The sequence below is a fragment of the Streptomyces sp. NBC_00503 genome (assembly GCF_036346895.1).
GTDB lineage: Bacteria > Actinomycetota > Actinomycetes > Streptomycetales > Streptomycetaceae > Streptomyces.
Map to the genome: position 1 here is coordinate 2536915 of NZ_CP107855.1, position 19454 is coordinate 2556368.

At 71.8% G+C, this 19454-nt stretch carries 18 protein-coding genes and 1 pseudogene; 12 read left to right on the forward strand and 7 right to left on the reverse strand.

Going from position 1 to position 19454, the window contains the following annotated elements; genetic code table 11:
• Positions 1 to 15 precede the first annotated feature (15 nt).
• Both OG490_RS11875 and OG490_RS11880 read right to left on the reverse strand, forming a co-directional pair.
• The gene (locus OG490_RS11875; protein WP_330296249.1) at positions 16 to 1035 is read right to left on the reverse strand and encodes an aldo/keto reductase; all 1020 of its coding nucleotides are present in this window, start codon (positions 1033 to 1035) and stop codon (positions 16 to 18) included.
• A complete protein-coding gene (locus OG490_RS11880; protein ID WP_330296250.1) occupies positions 1032 to 1487 on the reverse strand; it encodes a MerR family transcriptional regulator in 456 nt (151 codons plus the stop codon). Before OG490_RS11880 ends, OG490_RS11875 begins: the two co-directional genes overlap by 4 nt.
• A gap of 61 nt (positions 1488 to 1548) precedes the next feature.
• On the opposite strand from OG490_RS11880, the gene OG490_RS11885 reads away from it, so the two are divergent.
• Complete coding sequence (locus tag OG490_RS11885) at positions 1549 to 2370, forward strand: serine hydrolase domain-containing protein (protein ID WP_330300894.1); 822 nt, start codon at positions 1549 to 1551, stop codon at positions 2368 to 2370.
• A gap of 67 nt (positions 2371 to 2437) precedes the next feature.
• Positions 2438 to 3556 (forward strand): peptidoglycan recognition protein family protein, encoded by a 1119-nt coding sequence (locus tag OG490_RS11890; protein ID WP_330296251.1) that lies wholly within the window; start codon positions 2438 to 2440, stop codon positions 3554 to 3556.
• Between the two features lie 11 nt (positions 3557 to 3567).
• Here the strand turns inward: OG490_RS11890 and OG490_RS11895 are convergent, their stop codons facing one another.
• A complete protein-coding gene (locus OG490_RS11895) occupies positions 3568 to 4239 on the reverse strand; it encodes a pirin family protein (protein WP_330296252.1) in 672 nt (223 codons plus the stop codon).
• Between the two features lie 104 nt (positions 4240 to 4343).
• On the opposite strand from OG490_RS11895, the gene OG490_RS11900 reads away from it, so the two are divergent.
• The 5 genes from OG490_RS11900 (at position 4344) to fabF (ending at position 9245) form a co-directional block, all read left to right on the forward strand.
• On the forward strand, positions 4344 to 5561 hold the full coding sequence (locus OG490_RS11900) for a PucR family transcriptional regulator (RefSeq protein ID WP_330296253.1): 1218 nt from the start codon (positions 4344 to 4346) through the stop codon (positions 5559 to 5561).
• A gap of 89 nt (positions 5562 to 5650) precedes the next feature.
• The gene (locus OG490_RS11905; RefSeq protein ID WP_330296254.1) at positions 5651 to 6568 is read left to right on the forward strand and encodes an ACP S-malonyltransferase; all 918 of its coding nucleotides are present in this window, start codon (positions 5651 to 5653) and stop codon (positions 6566 to 6568) included.
• 19 nt (positions 6569 to 6587) lie between these two features.
• Positions 6588 to 7592 (forward strand): ketoacyl-ACP synthase III, encoded by a 1005-nt coding sequence (locus tag OG490_RS11910; protein ID WP_330296255.1) that lies wholly within the window; start codon positions 6588 to 6590, stop codon positions 7590 to 7592.
• 59 nt (positions 7593 to 7651) lie between these two features.
• On the forward strand, positions 7652 to 7900 hold the full coding sequence (locus OG490_RS11915; RefSeq protein ID WP_330296256.1) for an acyl carrier protein: 249 nt from the start codon (positions 7652 to 7654) through the stop codon (positions 7898 to 7900).
• A 79-nt stretch (positions 7901 to 7979) separates the two neighbouring features.
• On the forward strand, positions 7980 to 9245 hold the full coding sequence (gene fabF, locus OG490_RS11920; protein WP_330296257.1) for a beta-ketoacyl-ACP synthase II: 1266 nt from the start codon (positions 7980 to 7982) through the stop codon (positions 9243 to 9245).
• Positions 9246 to 9312: 67 nt separating this feature from the next.
• Here fabF and OG490_RS11925 read toward each other — a convergent pair whose 3' ends face one another.
• Positions 9313 to 9807: a DUF3145 domain-containing protein gene (locus OG490_RS11925; protein WP_267754836.1), complete on the reverse strand. Its 495-nt coding sequence runs from the start codon at positions 9805 to 9807 to the stop codon at positions 9313 to 9315.
• 250 nt (positions 9808 to 10057) lie between these two features.
• Here OG490_RS11925 and OG490_RS11930 point away from each other — a divergent pair, with 250 nt between their 5' ends.
• Complete coding sequence (locus OG490_RS11930; RefSeq protein WP_330296258.1) at positions 10058 to 10963, forward strand: SGNH/GDSL hydrolase family protein; 906 nt, start codon at positions 10058 to 10060, stop codon at positions 10961 to 10963.
• A gap of 82 nt (positions 10964 to 11045) precedes the next feature.
• Here the strand turns inward: OG490_RS11930 and OG490_RS11935 are convergent, their stop codons facing one another.
• Positions 11046 to 13529: a beta-glucosidase family protein gene (locus OG490_RS11935; RefSeq protein WP_330296259.1), complete on the reverse strand. Its 2484-nt coding sequence runs from the start codon at positions 13527 to 13529 to the stop codon at positions 11046 to 11048.
• A 136-nt stretch (positions 13530 to 13665) separates the two neighbouring features.
• On the opposite strand from OG490_RS11935, the gene OG490_RS11940 reads away from it, so the two are divergent.
• Together OG490_RS11940 and OG490_RS11945 are read left to right on the forward strand one after the other, a co-directional pair.
• Complete coding sequence (locus tag OG490_RS11940) at positions 13666 to 14241, forward strand: TetR/AcrR family transcriptional regulator (RefSeq protein ID WP_330296260.1); 576 nt, start codon at positions 13666 to 13668, stop codon at positions 14239 to 14241.
• A gap of 70 nt (positions 14242 to 14311) precedes the next feature.
• Positions 14312 to 15465 (forward strand): annotated as a pseudogene (locus OG490_RS11945) (low temperature requirement protein A).
• Between the two features lie 96 nt (positions 15466 to 15561).
• Here OG490_RS11945 and OG490_RS11950 read toward each other — a convergent pair.
• The gene (locus OG490_RS11950; protein WP_443065949.1) at positions 15562 to 16770 is read right to left on the reverse strand and encodes an RNA-guided endonuclease InsQ/TnpB family protein; all 1209 of its coding nucleotides are present in this window, start codon (positions 16768 to 16770) and stop codon (positions 15562 to 15564) included.
• A gap of 153 nt (positions 16771 to 16923) precedes the next feature.
• On the opposite strand from OG490_RS11950, the gene OG490_RS11955 reads away from it, so the two are divergent.
• Positions 16924 to 17649, forward strand: a complete 726-nt coding sequence (locus OG490_RS11955) for a carbon-nitrogen hydrolase family protein (RefSeq protein WP_330296262.1) — start codon at positions 16924 to 16926, stop codon at positions 17647 to 17649.
• 231 nt (positions 17650 to 17880) lie between these two features.
• The gene (locus OG490_RS11960; protein ID WP_330296263.1) at positions 17881 to 18633 is read left to right on the forward strand and encodes a class I SAM-dependent methyltransferase; all 753 of its coding nucleotides are present in this window, start codon (positions 17881 to 17883) and stop codon (positions 18631 to 18633) included.
• Here the strand turns inward: OG490_RS11960 and OG490_RS11965 are convergent.
• Positions 18630 to 19430, reverse strand: a complete 801-nt coding sequence (locus tag OG490_RS11965; RefSeq protein ID WP_330296264.1) for an EI24 domain-containing protein — start codon at positions 19428 to 19430, stop codon at positions 18630 to 18632. The genes OG490_RS11960 and OG490_RS11965 overlap by 4 nt on opposite strands.
• Positions 19431 to 19454 lie beyond the last annotated feature (24 nt).

Genomic DNA, 19454 nt, shown 5'->3' on the forward strand with positions numbered 1-19454 from the left:
TGGCCTCGCCCCCGCCTACGCCTCGCGCGCCGCCGAGGTCGAGGACATGTCCGGGTAGCGGTCCCCCGAGACCTGCGCGGCGATCGGCTCCAGCAGCGCCAGCTCCGCGTCCGTCAGGGTGATCCGGGTCGCCCCGGTGTTCTCCGCGAGGCGGCCCGCCTTGCGGGTGCCCGGGATCGGGACCACGGTCAGCCCGTGCACCCGCGCCTGCTGGTGCACCCAGGCCAGGGCGATCTGCCCCGGCGTGGCCTGCCGGGCCGCCGCGATCTCCCGTACCGGCGCCAGCAGCGCCGCGTTCGCCTTCGCGTTGTCCCCCGTGAAACGGGGCTGGTACTTGCGGAAGTCACCGGCCGACAGGTCCGCCGCCGCGTCCGCGAACGCACCGGTCAGGAAGCCGCGCCCGAGCGGGGAGTACGGCACGAAGGCCACGCCCAGCTCCGCCGCCGCGCCCACCGCGCTGCGCTCCACGTCCCGGCTGAACAGCGACCACTCCGACTGGAGCGCCGCGATCGGGTGCACCGCGTGCGCCTCGCGCAGCTCGGCGCCGGTCACCTCGCTGAGCCCGAGGTGGCGCACCTTGCCCTCCTGTACCAACTCCGCCATGGCGCCCACCGATTCGGCGAGCGGCACGGCCGGGTCGCGGCGGTGCATGTAGTAGAGGTCGATCACATCGGTGCCGAGCCGCCGCAGGCTGTCCTCCACCGACCGGCGGACGTAGGCGCGGTCGTTGCGGATCCCCCGGTACATCGGGTCGTCGCTGCGCTCTATGGCGAACTTCGTGGCGAGGGTGATCTCTTCGCGGTGCGCGGCCACGAACGGGGCGAGGAACTCCTCGTTGGCGCCCCGCCCGTAGACGTCGGCGGTGTCGAAGAGGGTGACCCCGGCGTCCAGCGCGGCGTCCAGGGTCAGCCGGGCGGCCGCCTCGTCCGTGTCCCCGTAGAACTCGCTCATGCCCATGCAGCCGAGACCCTGGACGCCCACCAGGGGGCCTCCCTTGCCCAGTTCGACCTTCTCGATCTTCTCGATCCCGCTCATGTCCGGTCCGCCTTTTCTGAAGCTGCATTCATCGAAGCTGCATTCATCGAAGCTGCATTCATCGAAGCTGCATTCATCGAAGCTGCATTCATCGAATACATGTCGATCTTGAAGTCCAATACCGCGAGCGCGTCCGTCAGTTCGGTGATCCGCGCCCGCACCTCGCAGCGCGTGCGCTCCAGCAGTTCGCGCCGCTGGTCCATGGTGTGCGCGCCCTCGCGGACGAGTTCGGCGTAGCGGACCATGTCCGCCACCGACATTCCGGTGGTGCGCAGCTTGCCCACGAAGGCCAGCCAGTCGAGGTCCTTGTCGCTGAAGCGCCGCTGGCCCGAGTGGGAGCGGTCCACGTGCGGCATGAGGCCGATCCGCTCGTACCAGCGCAGTGTGTGCTGGGTCAGACCGGTCCGGGCCTCGACCTCGCTGATCGTGTACCGCGTCTCCGTCAGGCTCATGACCACCACGCTAAAACCTTGGAGTGCACTCCAAGCAAGTACCCTCGGCCGCATGGAGAGCTTGCAGAGTCTGCGCATCATCGAGAACTGGCCGGTTGCGACCGCCGCCGCGGCCGTCGTCCGCGCCGACGGAACCGTGCTCGGCGCCCACGGCCCGGTGGACCACCGCTTCCCGCTGGCCTCCGTGACCAAGCCGCTCGCCGCCTACGCCGCCCTCGTCGCCTACGAGGAGGGCGCCATCGAGCTGGACGAGCCCGCCGGCCCCGAGGGCTCCACCGTCCGCCACCTGCTCGCGCACACCAGCGGCCTGGCCTTCGACGAGCACCGCGCGGTCTCCCCGCCCGGACAGCGCCGGCTGTACTCGAACGCGGGCTTCGAGGTCCTCGGCGACCACATCGCGAAGGCCACCGGGATCCCCTTCGCCGAGTACCTGCACCAGGCCGTCTTCGAGCCGCTGGGCATGGCGTCGAGCAGCCTGGAGGGCTCCCCCGCCAAGGACGGCGTCTCCACCGTCACCGACCTGGTGCGCTTCGCCGCCGAGCTGCAGCAGCCCCGGCTGCTGGACGTGCGCACCGTCGCCGAGGCCACCTCCGTGGTCCACCCCGGCCTCAAGGGCGTCCTGCCCGGCTACGGACACCAGTCCCCCAACGACTGGGGCCTCGGCGTGGAGATCCGCGACGGGAAGTCCCCGCACTGGACGGGCGCCGGCTCCTCGCCGCGCACCTTCGGCCACTTCGGGCAGGCCGGTACCTTCCTTTGGGTGGACCCGGACGCGCGCGCCGCGTGCGTGGCGCTGGCGGACCGCGCCTTCGGCCCCTGGGCCGTGGAGGCCTGGCCTCCGTTCACCGACGCGGTGCTCGCGGAGCTCGGCCGCTCCGTCTGACACGGCGCCCGGTCGGGGATCGATAGATTCCGGTTCTCATTCACCGTGAAACCTCGGGGAGAACCGGGTGCGAACCCGCAGGATCTGGCTGACGGCTGCCACCACGACCACGGTCCTGTGCGGCGTTCTCGCGTTACAGCGGGTGACGGGCAACGGTCCCGCCCGCCCCGAGGTGCGCACCGTCGCACTCGAAGCGGGCGGTGCCGGGGCCACGTTCAAGGACGAGGACACCTCCGTCTTCAGCATGCTGGCCGTCTCCTGGAACGATCCCGGCCGCGTGATCGAGGGCGGCTTACAGGTGCGCACCAGGGCGGAGCAGACCGGCGAGTGGTCCCGGTGGACCGCCCTCGGCTCCGAGGGCGGGGCGGCGAGCGACGGCGCTTCGCGCCCGGGGTTGCGCGGGGCGTCCGAGCCCATGTGGGCGGGCCCCTCCGACGGCGTCGAGGTACGGGTCACCGGCAAGGGCGCCGCCCTCCCGGCCGGCCTGCGCCTCGACATGGTCGACCCGGGCAGCGCCCGCGCGGTGCGCACCGGGCCGGCGGCCTTCGCGGTCGGGGCCAGGGCATCCGCCCGGTCAGCCCTGACGGTCCCGCAGATCGTCAGCCGCGCCGAGTGGGGCGCCGACGAATCGCTCAGCCCCGAGGAGCCGGCCTATGGCAACGAGGTCAAGGCCGTCTTCGTGCACCACACCGCGCAGAGCAATGCCTACGACTGCGCCGACTCCGCGGCCATCATGCGCGGTCTGCACACGCTGCACGTGAAGACGAACGGCTGGAAGGACATCGGCTACGACTTCGTCGTCGACAAGTGCGGCACGGTCTTCGAAGGCCGCAAGGGCGGCACCGACCGGCCCGTGACCGGCGCCCACACGCTGGGCTTCAACACGGACACCACGGGCATCGCCGTGATCGGCGACTACACCGACCAGGACGCGCCGGACGCCGCGACGGACGCGGTCGCCCGGATCGCCGCCTGGAAGCTCGCCCAGTACGGCTACGACCCGGCGGGCAGCGTCACCCTCCCCGCCGTGATCGACAACGGCAGGTTCAAGCCCGGCCAGAACGTCACCCTCCAGCGGATCTCCGGCCACCGGGACGGCTTCACGACCGAGTGCCCCGGCACCGCCCTCTACGGTCAGCTCCCGCTGATCCGCGCACGGGCCGCCGCCCTCGCCACCGCCCCCTGAAGGACCGAACGTCAGGGAAGTTCCCAGATCAGCAGCTCGGACGGGGATCCGGCGACCAGCTCCAGCTCCGTCTCGCCGGTGATCCGTGCCGCGTCCCCGGGGCCGAGCTCGACGCCGTCGTCGGCATCCTTGCCGTCCAGGCGCAGGTCCCCCCGTACGACGTGCAGGTACACGTGGGCCGCCGCCGGTACGGCGACCCGCTCGCCCGCGCCCGGACGGCGTACGTGCAGGACGGCGCCGGCCGCGGGCACGGCGTAGGGCGTGCTGTCGGCGATGCCCCTGACCAGCGCGTACGAGGGCTCCCCGGCCGGCTCCAGGGGGGCGAGCCACAGCTGGACGAAGCGGAGCGGCCCGGGGCCGTCGTTGCGCTCCACGTGCCGGGCTCCGGATCCGGCGCCGAGGTGCTGTACGTCGCCGGGCCGGACCAGGGTGGTGGCGCCGGTGCTGTCGCGGTGGGTGAGCTCGCCCTCCACCACCCAGGTCACGATCTCGGTGTTGCTGTGGGGGTGCTCCTCGAAGCCGGCGCCCGGGGCGAGGGTCTCCTCGTTGCACGCGAGGACCGGGCCGAAGCGCAGGTTGTCCGGGTCGTAGTGGTGCCCGAAGGAGAAGGCGTGCCGGGTGGTGATCCCGGCGGCCCGGTCCCCGCCCTCGTACCGGTAGGCGCCTCGCCGTACATCAATCATGGAGGCCACCGTAGCCCCCGGGCGCGCCGCGCCCCCGGGACGTCCGGGCGGGCCCGGGTGAGACCCGACTCCGCGCACCCGCCCCGATAGGGCAGTCTTGTCACGTGCCCCAACCCGAACGCGAGCAATCACCAGCGACCCATCCCGCGCATCCGGCCCCCGCGCATCCGCACGCCGCGACGCTGCGACGGCTGGAGAAGTCCTCCGGACGGCTCGCCGCGAACGCCATCGCGCGCATGGACGAAACCCTGTCGTGGTACCGGAACATGCCCCCGGAGAACCGGTCCTGGATCGGACTGGTGGCCCAGGCCGGCATCGCCGCGTTCACCGAGTGGTTCCGGCACCCGGAGACCCCTCAGGCGATCTCCACGGATGTGTTCGGGACGGCTCCGCGCGAGCTGACCCGGGCGATCACGCTGCGCCAGACCGTCGAGATGGTGCGGACCACGATCGAGGTCATGGAGACCGCGATCGACGAGGTCGCCGCGCCCGGCGACGAGTCGATCCTGCGCGAGGCGCTGCTGGTGTACGCCCGGGAGATCGCCTTCGCGACCGCCCAGGTGTACGCGCAGGCCGCCGAGGCGCGCGGGGCGTGGGACGCCCGGCTGGAGTCGCTGGTCGTCAACGCGGTGCTCTCCGGTGAGGCCGACGAGGGCGCGCTGTCACGGGCCGCGGCGCTCGGCTGGAATTCGCCGGAGCACGTGTGCGTGGTGCTGGGCACCGCTCCGGAGGGCGACAGCGAGCTGACGGTCGAGGCGATCCGGCGCGCGGCCCGCCATCACAAGCTCCAGGTCCTCACCGGTGTGCTCGGGGACCGGCTCGTGGTCATCGCGGGTGGCAGCGACAATCCGATGCAGGTGGCCAAATCGCTGATCGGCCCGTTCGCCGCGGGTGCGGTGGTGGCCGGTCCGGTGGTTCCGGACCTGTTGAACGCCACGAAGTCGGCGCAGGCCGCGGCCGCCGGGCTGAAGGCGTGCACGGCGTGGCAGGACGCTCCCAGGCCGGTGCTGGCGGATGATCTGCTGCCTGAGCGCGCGATCGCCTCGGACCCTTCGGCGCGCGAGCAGTTGGTGGAGGAGATCTACAGACCGCTCGAAGAGGCCGGCTCGGCCCTACTGGAGACCCTGAGCGTGTACCTGGAGCAGGCGAGCAGCCTCGAAGGCGCAGCTCGGATGCTGTTCGTGCACCCCAACACCGTGCGCTACCGGCTGCGACGTGTGACGGACGTCACCGGATGGTCGCCCTCCGATGTCCGTTCTGCGTTCACTCTGCGGATCGCCCTGATCCTTGGGCGTCTGGCCGACGGCGATCCCCAGTCCTAGACTTTTGTCGGACATCAACAATTACCCCGAAGGTTCTTCGTCCCTGTCCCCACGGGCGGCGCGGACCGAACACAAGAGAGAGTGTGAGGGTGCTCGTACTCGTCGCTCCCGGCCAAGGCGCACAGACGCCCGGCTTCCTGACTCCCTGGCTCGACCTGCCCGGTGCCGCTGACCGCGTCGCCGCCTGGTCGGACGCCATCGGGCTCGACCTTGCCCACTACGGCACGAAGGCCGACGCGGACGAGATCCGCGACACGGCCGTGGCACAGCCCCTGCTGGTGGCCGCCGGACTGCTCTGCGCCGACGCCCTCGGCGCGGGTACGGCGTTCGGCGCCGTCGCGGGTCACAGCGTCGGCGAGATCACCGCGGCCGTCCAGGCCGGTGTGCTCTCCGACACCGAGGCACTGTCCTTCGTACGCACCCGCGGGCTCGGCATGGCCGAGGCCGCTGCGATCACCGCGACGGGCATGGCCGCGGTCCTCGGCGGGGACCCCGACGTCGTGGTCGCGCACCTGGAGAAGCTGGGTCTGACCCCGGCGAACATCAACGGCGCGGGCCAGATCGTCGCGGCCGGCACGATGGAGCAGATCGCGGCGCTCGAGGCCGAGAAGCCCGAAGGCTCCATGAAGGTCGTCGCCCTCAAGGTCGCGGGCGCCTTCCACACGCACCACATGGCCCCGGCGGTCGTCGCCCTGGAGCAGGCCGCAGCGGCCCTCTCCCCGGCGGACCCGACGACGGCCTATGTTTCGAACAAGGACGGTCAGGTCGTGACCACGGGCGCCGACGTCGTCGCCCGGCTGGTGGGCCAGGTGGCCAACCCGGTCCGCTGGGACCTGTGCATGGAGACGTTCGCCGCACTGGGCGTCACGGGGATCATCGAACTGTCCCCCGGTGGCACCCTGACGGGTCTGGCCAAGCGCGCGCTCAAGGGCGTACCGAGCGTGGCCCTGAAGACCCCGGACGATCTCGAGAAGGCCGCGGCGCTTGTCGCCGAGCAGTCGGCCTGAGAGAAGGAGCCCACACAGCATGTCGAAGATCAAGCCTGCCAAGGGCTCCCCGTACGCCCGCATCCTGGGGGTCGGCGGCTACCGCCCGGTCCGCGTGGTGCCCAACGAGGTCATCCTCGAGACCATCGACTCGTCCGACGAGTGGATCCGCTCCCGCTCCGGCATCGCGACGCGGCACTGGGCCTCGCCCCAGGAGACCGTCGCCGCGATGTCGGTGGAGGCCTCCGGCAAGGCGCTGGCCGATGCCGGGATCGCCCCGGAGAAGATCGGCGCCGTGATCGTCTCGACGGTGTCGCACTTCAAGCAGACCCCTGCCGTCGCGACCGAGATCGCGCACCGGATCGGCGCGGGCAAGCCCGCCGCCTTCGACATCTCCGCCGGCTGCGCCGGGTTCGGCTACGGTCTGACCCTGGCCAAGGGCCTGGTGGTGGAAGGTTCCGCGGAGTACGTCCTCGTCATCGGCGTGGAGCGGCTCTCGGACCTCACCGACCTGGAGGACCGCGCGACGGCCTTCCTGTTCGGCGACGGCGCCGGCGCCGTGGTCGTCGGCCCCTCGGACGAGCCGGCCATCGGCCCCACCGTGTGGGGTTCGGAGGGCGACAAGTCGGAGACCATCAAGCAGACCGTGCCGTGGGACGAGTACCTCGGCAAGGACGGTGGCGAGAAGTTCCCGGCCATCACGCAGGAGGGTCAGGCGGTCTTCCGCTGGGCCGTCTTCGAGATGGCCAAGGTGGCCCAGCAGGCGCTCGACGCCGCCGGGATCACCGTGGACGACCTGGACGTCTTCATCCCGCACCAGGCAAACATGCGGATCATCGACTCGATGGTGAAGACTCTGAAGCTGCCGGAGCACGTCACGGTCGCCCGTGACATCGAAACCACCGGCAACACCTCGGCCGCCTCGATCCCGCTCGCAATGGAGCGGCTCCTGGCGACCGGAGCGGCGAAGAGCGGCGACACCGCGCTCGTCATCGGCTTCGGGGCGGGACTCGTCTACGCCGCGACGGTCGTTACCCTCCCCTAGGGCCCGGGATTCACGTCCCGACCCTGATCCAACCCAGTTAGCTATAGAAGGAGCGCCACATGGCCGCCACCCAGGAAGAGATCGTCGAGGGTCTCGCCGAGATCGTCAACGAGATTGCCGGCATCCCCGTCGAGGACGTCCAGATCGAGAAGTCCTTCACCGACGACCTGGACGTCGACTCCCTGTCCATGGTCGAGGTCGTCGTCGCCGCCGAAGAGCGCTTCGACGTCAAGATCCCGGACGAGGACGTCAAGGGTCTCAAGACGGTCGGCGACGCCGCGGACTACATCGCGAAGCACCAGAAGTAAGACTGACGAGCGTTTGTCGCCACCTGGCGGTGGCGCCGTGACAATTCAGCACCCCCTGAGACGTGGAGAAAGAATTCCTGTGAGCCCGACCAATCGCACCGTGGTCGTCACCGGTATCGGCGCAACCACTCCGCTGGGTGGCGACAGCGCTTCGACCTGGGAAGGTCTGCTTGCCGGCCGTTCCGGCGTAAAGCCCCTCGAGGGCGAGCGCTTTGCCGAACTCCCGGTTCGTATCGCCGCACTGGCCGCCGTGGACCCCAATGACGTCCTTCCCCGGCCGCTGGCCCGCAAGCTGGACCGCTCGGCCCAGTTCGCGATCATCGCGGCCCGCGAGGCGTGGGCCGACGCCGGCTACACCGCCCCGGCGGGCGAGGACGCGTCGATCGCGCCCGAGCGCCTGGGCACCGTCATCGCCTCCGGCATCGGCGGCGTGACCACCCTGCTCGACCAGTACGACGTACTGAAGGAAAAGGGTGTGCGCCGGGTTTCCCCGCACACCGTCCCCATGCTCATGCCGAACGGCCCGTCGGCCAACGTCGGCCTGGAGGTCAACGCCCGCGCGGGTGTGCACACTCCGGTCAGCGCTTGCGCGTCGGGCGCCGAGGCCATCGGCTACGCCGTCGAGATGATCCGCACCGGCCGCGCCGACGTGGTCGTCGCGGGCGGCACCGAGGCCGCGATCCACCCGCTGCCGATCGCCGCTTTCGCCAACATGATGGCGATGTCCAAGAACAACGAGAACCCGACCACGGCCTCCCGCCCGTACGACAAGGCCCGCGACGGCTTCGTCCTCGGCGAGGGCGCCGGCGTCGTGGTCCTGGAGTCCGCCGAGCACGCCGCCGCGCGCGGCGCCCGGGTCTACTGCGAGGTGCTGGGCCAGGGTCTGTCCGCGGACAGCCACCACATCGCGCAGCCCGAGCCGACCGGCCGCGGCGTCTCGGCCGCCCTGCAGAACCTGCTCGACAACACGGGCCTGGACCCGGCCGAGCTGGTCCACGTGAACGCGCACGCCACGTCCACCCCGCAGGGTGACACGGCCGAGCTGAAGGCTCTGCGCAAGGTGCTGGGCGACGACCTCGACCACATCGCGATCTCGGCCACGAAGTCGATGACCGGTCACCTGCTGGGTGGCGCGGGCGGCATCGAGACCGTCGCGACGGTGCTGGCGCTGTACCACCGCCTCGCCCCGCCGACGATCAACCTCGACGACATCGACGACGACATCGACGCGGACATCGTGCGCAACGAGCCCCGCAAGCTCCCGGCCGAGGGCCCGATCTCCGCGATCAACAACTCGTTCGGCTTCGGCGGCCACAACGTCTCCCTGGCGTTCAGGTCTGTCTGATCCCCAGCCAGTACGTACGAAGGCCCACCCGGGTGAATCCGGGTGGGCCTTTCGCGTTGAGCCGGGCTCAGACGACCTGGTGGAGCCAGCGCACCGGGGCGCCCTCGCCCGCGTAGCGGAAGGGTTCGAGCTCGTCGTCCCAGGGTTTGCCGAGCAGCTTGGCGATCTCCGCCTCCAGGTCGGTCTCGCCGTGGGCGGACCGGGCGAGGGCGGCGCGCAGCCGGTCCTCGGGGATCAGGATGTCGCCGTGCATGCCGGTGACGGCGTGGAAGATGCCCAGCTGCGGGGTGGAGCTGTAGCGCTCTCCCTCGGCGGTCGGGCAGGGTTCCGCAGTCACTTCGAAACGGAGCAGGTGCCAGCCGCGCAGGGCCGAGGCGAGTTTCGAGGCCGTGCCCGCTTCGGCCTGCCAGGAGAACTCGGCTCTCCAGGTGCCCGGGGAGGCGGGCTGACGGATCCAGTCGAGGTTCACCCGCACCCCGAGCACGCCCGCAACGGCCCATTCCACGTGCGGACAGAGCGCACGCGGTGCGGAATGCACGTACAGGACTCCACGTGTCGTCACCGGGACCTCCAGTGTGGGACGAGGTCGGGAATAAACTCCAGAAAACGGACAGTATGTGACGTGATGTAATGTAACGGAAATTATTTGACATTGCGTTGCGGGACTTGCGGCCGAAACGCCACGGGAAAAAGCTACCGTGCGCTGGGGGTCATGGTGTGACGTACGGTCGCTCCAAGGCCCGTAAACCCAGAGCATTCACTCAGCAGGACGCCCCCGTGCGGACGCGGGGCGACGAGGAGGGACCTCCCGCATGCGCACCACCGCCCCACGCCGCCGCGCGCGTCGGACGCTTCCGGGTGCGGGCGCGGCGGTTGCCCTGCTGATCGCCGTGACGGGGGCGCTGGCCGGGTGTTCGGCCGACGGGGCGAAGTCCGAGGGCGAACGGGGGGCACAGTCCGCGCCGCGGTGGAACACGGCTCCGGCCTCGGTGGCCGCCGTGGGCGACTCCATCACCCGCGGTTTCGACGCCTGTTCGGTGCTGGCCGACTGCCCGGAGGCCTCCTGGGCCACGGGCGACGACCCGGAGGTCCACTCGCTGGCCGCCCGGCTGCTCGGGGAGGCCGAGGCTCCCTCGCGCAGCTGGAACTACGCGGTGACCGGCTCCCGGATGGCGGACCTGCCGGGGCAGCTGGCCTCGGCGGCCGCGCACCAGCCGGGCCTGGTCACGGTCATGGTCGGCTCGAACGACGCCTGCCGCCCCTCGGCTTCGTCGATGACCCCGGTGGCGGCCTTCCGCTCCGGCTTCGAGAAGGCGCTGGCCGGTCTGCGGGCCGCCTCGCCCGCCTCGCAGGTGTACGTGTCCAGCGTGCCGGACCTGCAGCGACTGTGGGAGCAGGGCAAGGACGATCCGATGGTGCGCCAGATCTGGAAGCTCGGCATCTGCCAGTCGATGCTCGCCGAACCGACCTCGACGGCCGCCGCGGCGACGGCCCGGCGCGAGCAGGTGCGGGCGCGCGTGGTCGAGTACAACGAGGCGCTGCGCGAGGTCTGCGCGAAGGACGAGCTGTGCCGCTACGACGGCGGCGCGGTGTTCCAGTACCCCTTCGCGGCGGAGCAGTTGAGCCGCTGGGACTGGTTCCACCCGGGCAAGGACGGGCAGGCGCGGCTCGCGGAACTGGCGCACCGACAGGTGACGTCTGCGCAGCCTCCGCGTTGACTTTCCCGGACGTGCGGAACCGGGGGCGGGTGTCAGGGCCCGCCCCCGGTCCGGTTCTTGGGTGCCGGATCCGGCCCCGGAGCTAGATGTCCAGGGACGCCGTCAGGCGGGTGTCGGCGTGCGAGTGGCTCGCGCGGACCTCGTAGGCGCCGCCGATCGACCGCCAGGCGCGGGCTTCCTCGTCCCAGATCTCGAAGGCGCGGGCGGGCAGGGCGATCTCGGTCTCGACGCTCTCGCCGGGTCCGGCGCTGACGCTCGCGAAGCCGGCCAGCCAGCTCGCCGGGCGCTCCACCGTCGCGCTCTGCGCGCCGTCGAACGCAGTCGCGACGGGGGCCAGGTAGATCTGGACGGTCTCGCGGCCCGGCCGGGTGCCGGTGTTGGTGAGGCGGACCCGCGCGGTCGTGGGGGTGGCCTCCAGGGACTCGTACTCCCACTGCGTGTAGCCCAGGCCGTGGCCGAAGGGGAAGGCCGGGGCGATCCCGTGCTTCTCGTAGGCCCGGTAGCCGATGAAGAGCCCCTCGCGGTATTCGAGGGCCCCTGCCGTCGGGGTGACCTCGGTGACCGGTGCGTCGGCGAACTCCGCGGGCCAGGTGGTGGGCAGCCGCCCGCCCGGCTCGGCCTCGCCGAGGAGTACGTCGGCCAGCGCGGCCCCGCCCTCCTGCCCGGGGAACCAGGTCAGGAGCACGGCGGCGACCTCCTCGCGCCAGGGGAGTTCCACCGGGGAGCCGGCGTTGACGACGACCACGGTGTTCGGGTTGGCGGCGGCCACGGCCCGGACCAGGTCGTCCTGGCGGCCCGGGAGCGCGAGGTCCTTGCGGTCGAAGCCCTCGGACTCCACCCGCTCGGTGGTGGCGACCACCACGACGGCGGTGTCGGCGGAGCGCGCGGCTTCCACGGCTTCGGCGATGAGCTCGTCGGCGGAGCGCTGCGGGCCGAGGTGGAGGAAGGAGAACATGATCGCCTTGAGCGGCAGCGCGGTCATGTCGGGGACCTGGTAGGTCAGCGAGACCTCGACGGCCTCGCCCTCGGCGAGGGTGATCCGGGCCCGCTCGTTGGGGGCGCCGAAGAAGGCCTCGAAGGGGTCGGCCTCGTTGCCCATGGCCTGGACGCCGTCCCAGAGGGTCTGCCCGCCGACGGCGAGGGTGAAGGCGCCCAGTCCGCGGGTGCCGAAGGCGTGCTCGCCGCTCTCGCGCGGTACGAACCGTCCGGTGACCTCGATGCTCGCCATCGTCGCGTACGTGGCGCCCTCGGGCAGGTCGTCGCCGATCCACTGGACCTGGCCGGTGGGCAGGGAGCCCTCGCCGAGGACGGCGCCGGAGGCGTCGCGGCAGATCGCGCGGAGCTCGAAGCCCTTGTCGGCGGGGGTCAGCTCGTCGCTCGGGTCGGCGCCGACGGTGAAGGTGAGCGCGCTGTCGGCGAGGGCGGCGGTGAGGCCGTCCAGCGGGGAGACGATCCGCTCGGGGAAGACGGTGGCGGAGCCGCCGCCGAGGACCCGGGCGTCGCGGGCGGCGGCGCCGATGAGGGCGACGGTACGGCCGGCGGTGGTGTCGAGCGGCAGGGCGGGCGCGCCGCCGGAGACGGTCTCGTTGCGGACGAGGACGAAGCCGCGGGCGGCGATCTCGCGGGCCAGGGCCTGGCCGTCGATGGCGGCGGGGACCTCGCCGACGACGGCGGGGGCCCCTTCCAGGATGCCCACGCGGGCGGCGAGGCGCAGGACGTTGCGGACGGCCTCGTCCACGGCGGACTCGGGGACCTCCCCGGCGCGGACGGCGTCGGCGAGCGGGGTTCCGTAGACGGTGACGGGTCCGGGCATGGCCACGTCGAGGCCGCCGAGGATGTCGCCGGTGGTGGAGCGGGCGGCCATCCAGTCGGAGACGTTGTAGCCGTCGAAGCCCCATTCGGCGCGCAGCACCTCGTTGACGAGGTGGGTGTTCTCGGTCATGGTCACGCCGTTGACCCGGTTGTAGGCCGTCATGATGCCCCACGGGTGGGCGTTGGCGACGATGGCCTCGAAGGGCGCCAGGTACAGCTCGCGCAGCGGGCGCGGGGCGATGACGCTGTCGACGGTGAACCGCTCGGTCTCGGCGTCGTTGCCGACGAAGTGCTTGACGGTGGTGCCGACGCCGCCGTCCTGGACCCCGTTCACGTAGCCGCTGCCGATCTCGCCGGTGAGGTACGGGTCCTCGGAGTAGCACTCGAAGTGGCGGCCGCCGAGCGGCGAGCGGTGCAGGTTGACGGTGGGTGCGAGCAGTACGTGGACGCCCTTGCGGCGGGCTTCCTGGGCGAGGAGGCGGCCTGCGCGGCGGGCGAGCTCCGGGTCCCAGGCGGCGGCGAGCGCGGTCGGGGAGGGCAGGGCGATGGACGGGTCGTCGGCGGTCCAGCGCACGCCGCGGACGCCGATGGGGCCGTCGGACATGACCAGGGACTTCAGCCCGATCTCGGGGACGGCGGGCAGGGACCACATGTCCTGGCCTGCCAGCAGCCGGGCCTTGGTGTCGAGATCCAGCTTGCCCAGTGCCGCCTCTACGGCGTCGTTGCGAACCTGATCGGCGTCGGTCACGGCCATGCCTCCTCATTGAGCGCGGGTGCTGGCTCCATGGTGGACCGATTACCTGTAGAGCGGTAGGGTTCGTTATCTGTTCGTGATATCAACATGCCGTACGGTCCTGCTGGCAGGCTGAATCGGAAGGGGTGCCGGGGCGATGGCCAGGGCGAGAAGTGAGGAACGGCGGGCGGAGATCGTCCGCGCGGCCGTCGAGGTCATCGCGGAGCGCGGCTACCGCGGCGCCTCCCTGGGCTCGGTCGCCGAACGCGTGGGCCTGACCCAGCAGGGGCTGCTGCACTACTTCCCCACCAAGGAAGCGCTGCTGGTCGCCGTACTGCAGGAGCGCGACCGCTGGGACACCGGCGGCGGCAGCCGCCCCGCGGCCGGCGAATGGCGACTCGACCTGCTGGCCTCGCTGGTGGACTACAACTCCATGCGCCCGGGAATCGTGCAGACCTTCTCGGCGCTCCTCGGCGAGAGCGTCACCGACGGCCACCCCGCGCGGGAGTTCTTCACCGAGCGGTACGCGCAGGTGCGCTCCGAGATGACGGCGGTACTGCGCGGCGAGTACGGCGAGCGCCTCCCCTCGGGCCTCACCCCCGAACAGGTGGCCCCGCTGCTGGTCGCCGTGCTGGACGGGCTGCAGTACCAGTGGCTGCTCGACCCGGAGTCGGTGGACATGCCCGGCGCCTTCCGCTCCTTCCTGACGCTCCTCCAGGGCCCCCCGGCCTGACGCCTCCGCAACCGCCGGGCATCCTATCCCCCGGGGATCTACGAGGGGGATGGTCATGGGGGCCGTAGAGATGAACGCGGACGGGGCGGTGGGCGCCGTCGCGGAGGGGGAACCCGCCGAGAAGAAGGTCGCGTGGTCGGAGCTGTTCTTCGACCTGGTCCTGGTGTTCGCGGTCACCCAGGTGTCCGCACTCCTGCACCACGACCACACCTGGGGCGGCGTCGGCCGCGCCCTGATCGTCTTCGTGCCGGTCTACTGGGTGTGGGTCGGTGCCACCGTCCACGCCAACACCCATGACGCGGACCGCGCGCGGACCCGGCTGGGCCTCTTCGCCATCGGTCTGTGCGGACTCATGATGGCCCTGGCCGTACCCGGCGCCTTCGGGGAGCGCGGACCGCTCTTCGCCTGCGGCTACCTCGGTGCGCGGCTCGCGCTCGCCCTGCTCGTCCACCCCGGCCTGCGCCTGCGGCCGTCCCCGGTGGCCCTGTCCGTGGTCTTCAGCGGACCCCTGCTGGTGGCGGGGGCCTTCCTCGACGGGTGGGCGCGGACCGGGCTGTGGGCACTGGCCGCCGCGGCCGACCTCGCCTCCCCGCGGCTGACGCGCCGCCACATGATCCGCATCCCCTTCGACTCGGGGCATCTCGCGGAGCGGTTCGGGCTGTTCGTGATGATCGCCCTGGTGAGTCGATCGTGGCGATCGGGGCGCCGGTCGCGGCGCGCGAGCACCTGACCGCGGGCCCGCTGCTGGCGGTGGCCACCGCCTTCGCCCTGGCCTGCGGCCTGTGGTGGGTGTACTTCCACCTCGCCGCCGACGCGATCCGGCACGGGCTGCAGGCGGCGGCCGTACCGGCCGACGTGGTGCGCCAGGTGCTCTCCTACGGGCACCTCTCCCTCATCGCCTCGGTGATCGCCGTGGCCGTCGGCATGGCGGAGGCCGTCGCCCGGCCGGGCGGCCGGCTGCCGCTGGCCGTGACCGCCCTGCTGTACGGGGGCTGCGCGCTCTACCTCGCCACGTACGGGTACACGCGCTGGCACCTGTTCCACAAGTGGTCGCTGACCCGGCTGACCGCGGCGGCGGCCGTCCTCGCCCTGCTCCCCGCCGCGGCGGCGCTGCCCGCCCTGGGCGCGCTCGCCCTGCTGGCCGGGGCGGTCGCGGCGCTCAACCTGACAGAGCTGGGCTTCGTACGCCGCCGCGGCGAACTCCCCAGCCGCGCGCCGGCGTAGGCCCGCACCGCCCGGCACCGCTTCGGGCGGCCTGCGCCCCGGCTGGCATGCTGTCCGGTTGAATCCTCCCCTCCCTAATGGGAGGGGACTTCTGGCTCACGCAGCCTGGCGGCCCAGCGGGCTGTCAGGTCTTACACGATCGGCACCAGCCGGGTTGAGACCAGCCCGGACCAGCATGACGCGGGCGGAGTTCTTGTCCCTGGGGGACACGGCTCCGCACGCGGTGCAGGTGTAGGTACGTTCTGAGAGAGGTAGTGCGTGCTTGGTTCTCGCTCCGCACTGCGCGCAGTCCATGGTGGTGTGCGCGGGATGGACAAGGTGCACGATGCGCCCGTGCTTGCGCGCCATCTCGATCAGGGCCGTCTTGGCGCCGCCGATCGCGGCGTCTGCCGCTTTGCGGGCCATGGTGGACTTGGCGAGGAACTTCGGGCGGAAGTCCTCCACCGCGAGGGCATCATGGTCGCGGACCACCTTCTTGGCCCACTTGCGGCCGGTGTCCTGGCGCCTCCGGGCGATCTTCTTGTACGCCCTCGCAGCCTGACGCCGGGCTTCACGGTAGCCCTTCGACTGGGCCTTTCCCCTGGGTGCGCGGCGGCGGGCCATCAACCGCTGATAGTGCGCCAGGCGACCGGCGGCTCTCCTGCCGTACTCGCCGTGGGGCAGGTCGTGGTCGTCGGAGGTGGTGGTCGCGGTCTCCCTCACACCCCAGTCGATGCCGATCACCGCGCCCGTGGAGGGCAGTGTCTCGGTGGTCGCGGGGACCACGAAACTGGCGTACCAGTGCCCAAGGCTGTCCCGGTACACACGCACCGACGACGGCGGCTTGGGCAGATCCCGCGACCACACCACGGTCACACTGATGCCCCCGGCCAGATGCAGACGCCCGTCCTTCAGCCGGAAGCCGCGCTGCGTGTAGTTGAGCGTGGGATCCGTTACGTGCTTCTTCTTGTACTTCGGCATCCCGGCACGCTGCCGCATCGGCAACCGGGCCTTGATGTCCTTGAGCGCCTTCGCGCGGGACTTGGCGAAGTCCCGGATGATCTGCTGCTGCGGAACGCTGCTGCCCTCACGCAGCCACGCCATCGAGCGTCGGGCCTCGGTCAGCGTCTTGTCGAGCTGCGACGGACCACACGTCACCTTCTCGCCGGCCGTCTTGTTCCGGGTGTGGACCTTGCGGGACATGGCCACGCACTCGTTCCACACCCACCGGCACCGCGCCCACTCCGCCTCAAGCCGGGTAAGCGCAGTGGACGACACGCGGACCCGGAAGGTGTGCCGGGCATGCCCGGCCTCCCCAAGGTCCATCAATGCTGTCGACATGCTCCCCAAGCTAGTCTCCCCCACTGACAACGAAAGAGACTGCAGGTCAGATGTACAGCGAAGTCCGCCGCTCCGCGGCTCCGCCCCAAGGACCCATGCCTCCCGGGCTAAGTTCCGGGGCATCCTGAGAGAAATCCAGTGAAGATCGCCGCCGCGCAGCTGGCCTGCGCCCCCGCCGACGTGCCCGCCAACGCCGCGCGGGCGGCCGCCCTCGCCGTCCGGGCCCGCGAGGAGGGTGCGGAGCTGGTGGTCTTCCCCGAGCTGGTGCTGAGCGGCTACGCGCTGCCCGCGATCGCCGCCGACCCCGGCCTGTGGCTGAGCGGCCCCGAGGATCCCCGGCTGGACCCCGTACGCTCCGCCGGGATCGCCACCGCCGTCAACGTCGCCCTGCGCGCGGACGGCCCCCGGCCCGTCATCGCGACCCTGGTGCACGACGCGCGGGGCGCGCACGTGACCACGTACGTCAAGCAGCACCTCTACCTGCACGAGCAGGAGGTCTTCGCCGCGGGCGGGGTCCCCGGCCGCTTCGAACTCGGCGGGATCGGCTTCTCCTTGGGCATCTGCTACGACAACCACTTCCCGGAGGTGCCCGGCGCGGGTGCGGCCGCCGGCTGCCGGGTCCACCTGGCGAGCTCGCTCTACGGGACGGGCGGCGGCATCGCCGAGCGGAGCACGATCCACCCCGGGATCGCCCGGGACCACGGGATGTACGTGGCCCTCGCCAACCACGTCGGACCGGCCGGCCCGTGGACCGGATGCGGCGGCGCGGCCGTATGGGCCCCGGGCGGGGCACTGCTGGCCGAGGCCGACGACCGTACGCCGTCGCTCGCCCTGGCGGAGGTCGAACCGCCCGTCGGAGCCTGACGGCAGCGGCCCGCGAACTCCTTGCGAAACCGTGCCCCGCGCGGCGGCGGAAGGTGCCGTGGCGGCCCTCGGCGGGGGTCTCGGGCAGCCGCTGCCCGCACCCGCGAGGGGGCGGACCGGCCGGTGCGCCCCAGGCGACCACGGGCCCGGCCAGCCGATCACCACACCAGGTCTGACCTGGCCTTTTATCGTACCCACCGATAAAATCGGGGACACGGGAAAGGGGTTCGAATGGACCGGAACGTACGCAGTGTCGACGACGTGCTCGCCCTGATGGATTCGCTCTTCGCACCGGAGGCCGACCGCTGGACGCCTAACGGCGCCTCCTGGTGGGACGGCTTCTACGCGGACCGCGACCGGCCCGTGCCGTTCTTCGCGGCCAAGCCCGACGAGAACCTCGCCTCCTGCCTGGACCGCGGCCTGATCCCCCGCGGCGGCCGCGCCCTCGACCTGGGCTGCGGCCCCGGCCGCAACGCCCTGTACCTCGACTCGCTGGGCTTCGAGGTGGACGCCGTCGACCTCTCCCCCACCGCCCTGGCCTGGGCCGGGGAGCGCGCCCGCACGGCGGGTTCGGCGGTCCGCTTCCACCGCGGGGACGCCCTCGGCACGGCGGGGGCCGCGCTCGTGGGACCGTACGACCTGATCTACGACTCCGGCTGCTTCCACCACCTGCCCCCGCACCGCCGCGTCAGCTACCTGGCCCTGCTGGAGCGGCTCCTGGCGCCCGGCGGCCGCTTCGCCCTCACCTGCTTCGCCTCGGGCGCGATGGGGTCCGAGCTGCCCGACGCCGAGTTCTACGGCCGGGCCCGCCTCGAAGGCGGCCTCGCGTACACGCCGGAGTCGCTGCGGTGGGTGTTCTGCGACCTCGATGAGGTCGAGCTGCGCCGGATGAACGACGAGCCGCCCGCCTCGGCCTCCTTCGGCGAGGCCTTCCTCTGGACGGCGCTCTTCCGCCGGCCGGACGGGACCGGGGCGGCGGCCTAGGCCTGCGCGGGGGCTCCGGTGGCCGCCTCGCCCCGCTCCGGCTCCGGCTCCGGCGGCTCGTCGGCGCCGACCAGGTCGCGGGCCATCAGCGTGGCTCCGGCCACTGCGCCGGGCATCAGGAACACGGCGACGAGCGGCACCAGGAACGCCAGCACCAGCGGCACCCCGAAGCCGAGCGCCAGCATCCGCCGGGAGCGCAGCAGTTCCAGCTGCCCGGAGAGCTCCACCCGGCGGCGCATCAGGGCGACGGAGGTGAGCTCCTGGGTCAGGAAGAAGCCCGAGACGCAGAATCCGACGGCCGGGACCACGGTCTGCCCGAGGACCGGGATGAAACCGAGGCCGAAGAGCAGGATCCCGTAGAGCAGGACCTTGCCGACGATCCGCAGGCTGTCCCGGGCGGAGATCCACAGCTCCTGCCAGAGCGTGAGCCCCGACTCGGGGACCTCGCCGCCCTCGGTGCGGTCGACCTGCTCCGAGAGGGACTCGTAGAACGGCTGGCCCACGAGCAGGGTCACGGCGGTGAAGGTGATCACCGCGACGAAGAGCCCGAGGGAGAAGAGCAGGGCGGTCAGGAACCCGCGGAAGAGCCCGAGCCACGGCGAGGACCAGCCGTCGGCGAAGGGGGTCGCCCAGACGGTGAGGTCGTCGGCGCCGTAGCCGAGGCCGATCAGGGCCCCGGCGTAGAGCACCAGGGAGACGAGCCCCGGCAGCAGTCCGAAGCCGAGCCACCGGCCGTGCCGCAGCACCCATCGCTGTCCGGCCAGCAGATAGCCGAATCCCCCCGCAAGATCACGCATGGGGCCAGTTTAGGACGGGCCCCG

Coding starts and splice junctions, on each gene's coding strand:
- OG490_RS11875 (WP_330296249.1), bottom strand. CDS start 1,035: ATGAGCGGGATCGAGAAGATCGAGAAGGTCGAACTGGGCAAGGGAGGC.
- OG490_RS11880 (WP_330296250.1), bottom strand. CDS start 1,487: ATGAGCCTGACGGAGACGCGGTACACGATCAGCGAGGTCGAGGCCCGG.
- OG490_RS11895 (WP_330296252.1), bottom strand. CDS start 4,239: ATGATTGATGTACGGCGAGGCGCCTACCGGTACGAGGGCGGGGACCGG.
- OG490_RS11910 (WP_330296255.1), top strand. CDS start 6,588: ATGTCGAAGATCAAGCCTGCCAAGGGCTCCCCGTACGCCCGCATCCTG.
- OG490_RS11915 (WP_330296256.1), top strand. CDS start 7,652: ATGGCCGCCACCCAGGAAGAGATCGTCGAGGGTCTCGCCGAGATCGTC.
- OG490_RS11930 (WP_330296258.1), top strand. CDS start 10,058: ATGCGCACCACCGCCCCACGCCGCCGCGCGCGTCGGACGCTTCCGGGT.
- OG490_RS11935 (WP_330296259.1), bottom strand. CDS start 13,529: ATGGCCGTGACCGACGCCGATCAGGTTCGCAACGACGCCGTAGAGGCG.
- OG490_RS11940 (WP_330296260.1), top strand. CDS start 13,666: ATGGCCAGGGCGAGAAGTGAGGAACGGCGGGCGGAGATCGTCCGCGCG.
- OG490_RS11950 (WP_443065949.1), bottom strand. CDS start 16,770: ATGGACCTTGGGGAGGCCGGGCATGCCCGGCACACCTTCCGGGTCCGC.
- OG490_RS11960 (WP_330296263.1), top strand. CDS start 17,881: ATGGACCGGAACGTACGCAGTGTCGACGACGTGCTCGCCCTGATGGAT.
- OG490_RS11965 (WP_330296264.1), bottom strand. CDS start 19,430: ATGCGTGATCTTGCGGGGGGATTCGGCTATCTGCTGGCCGGACAGCGA.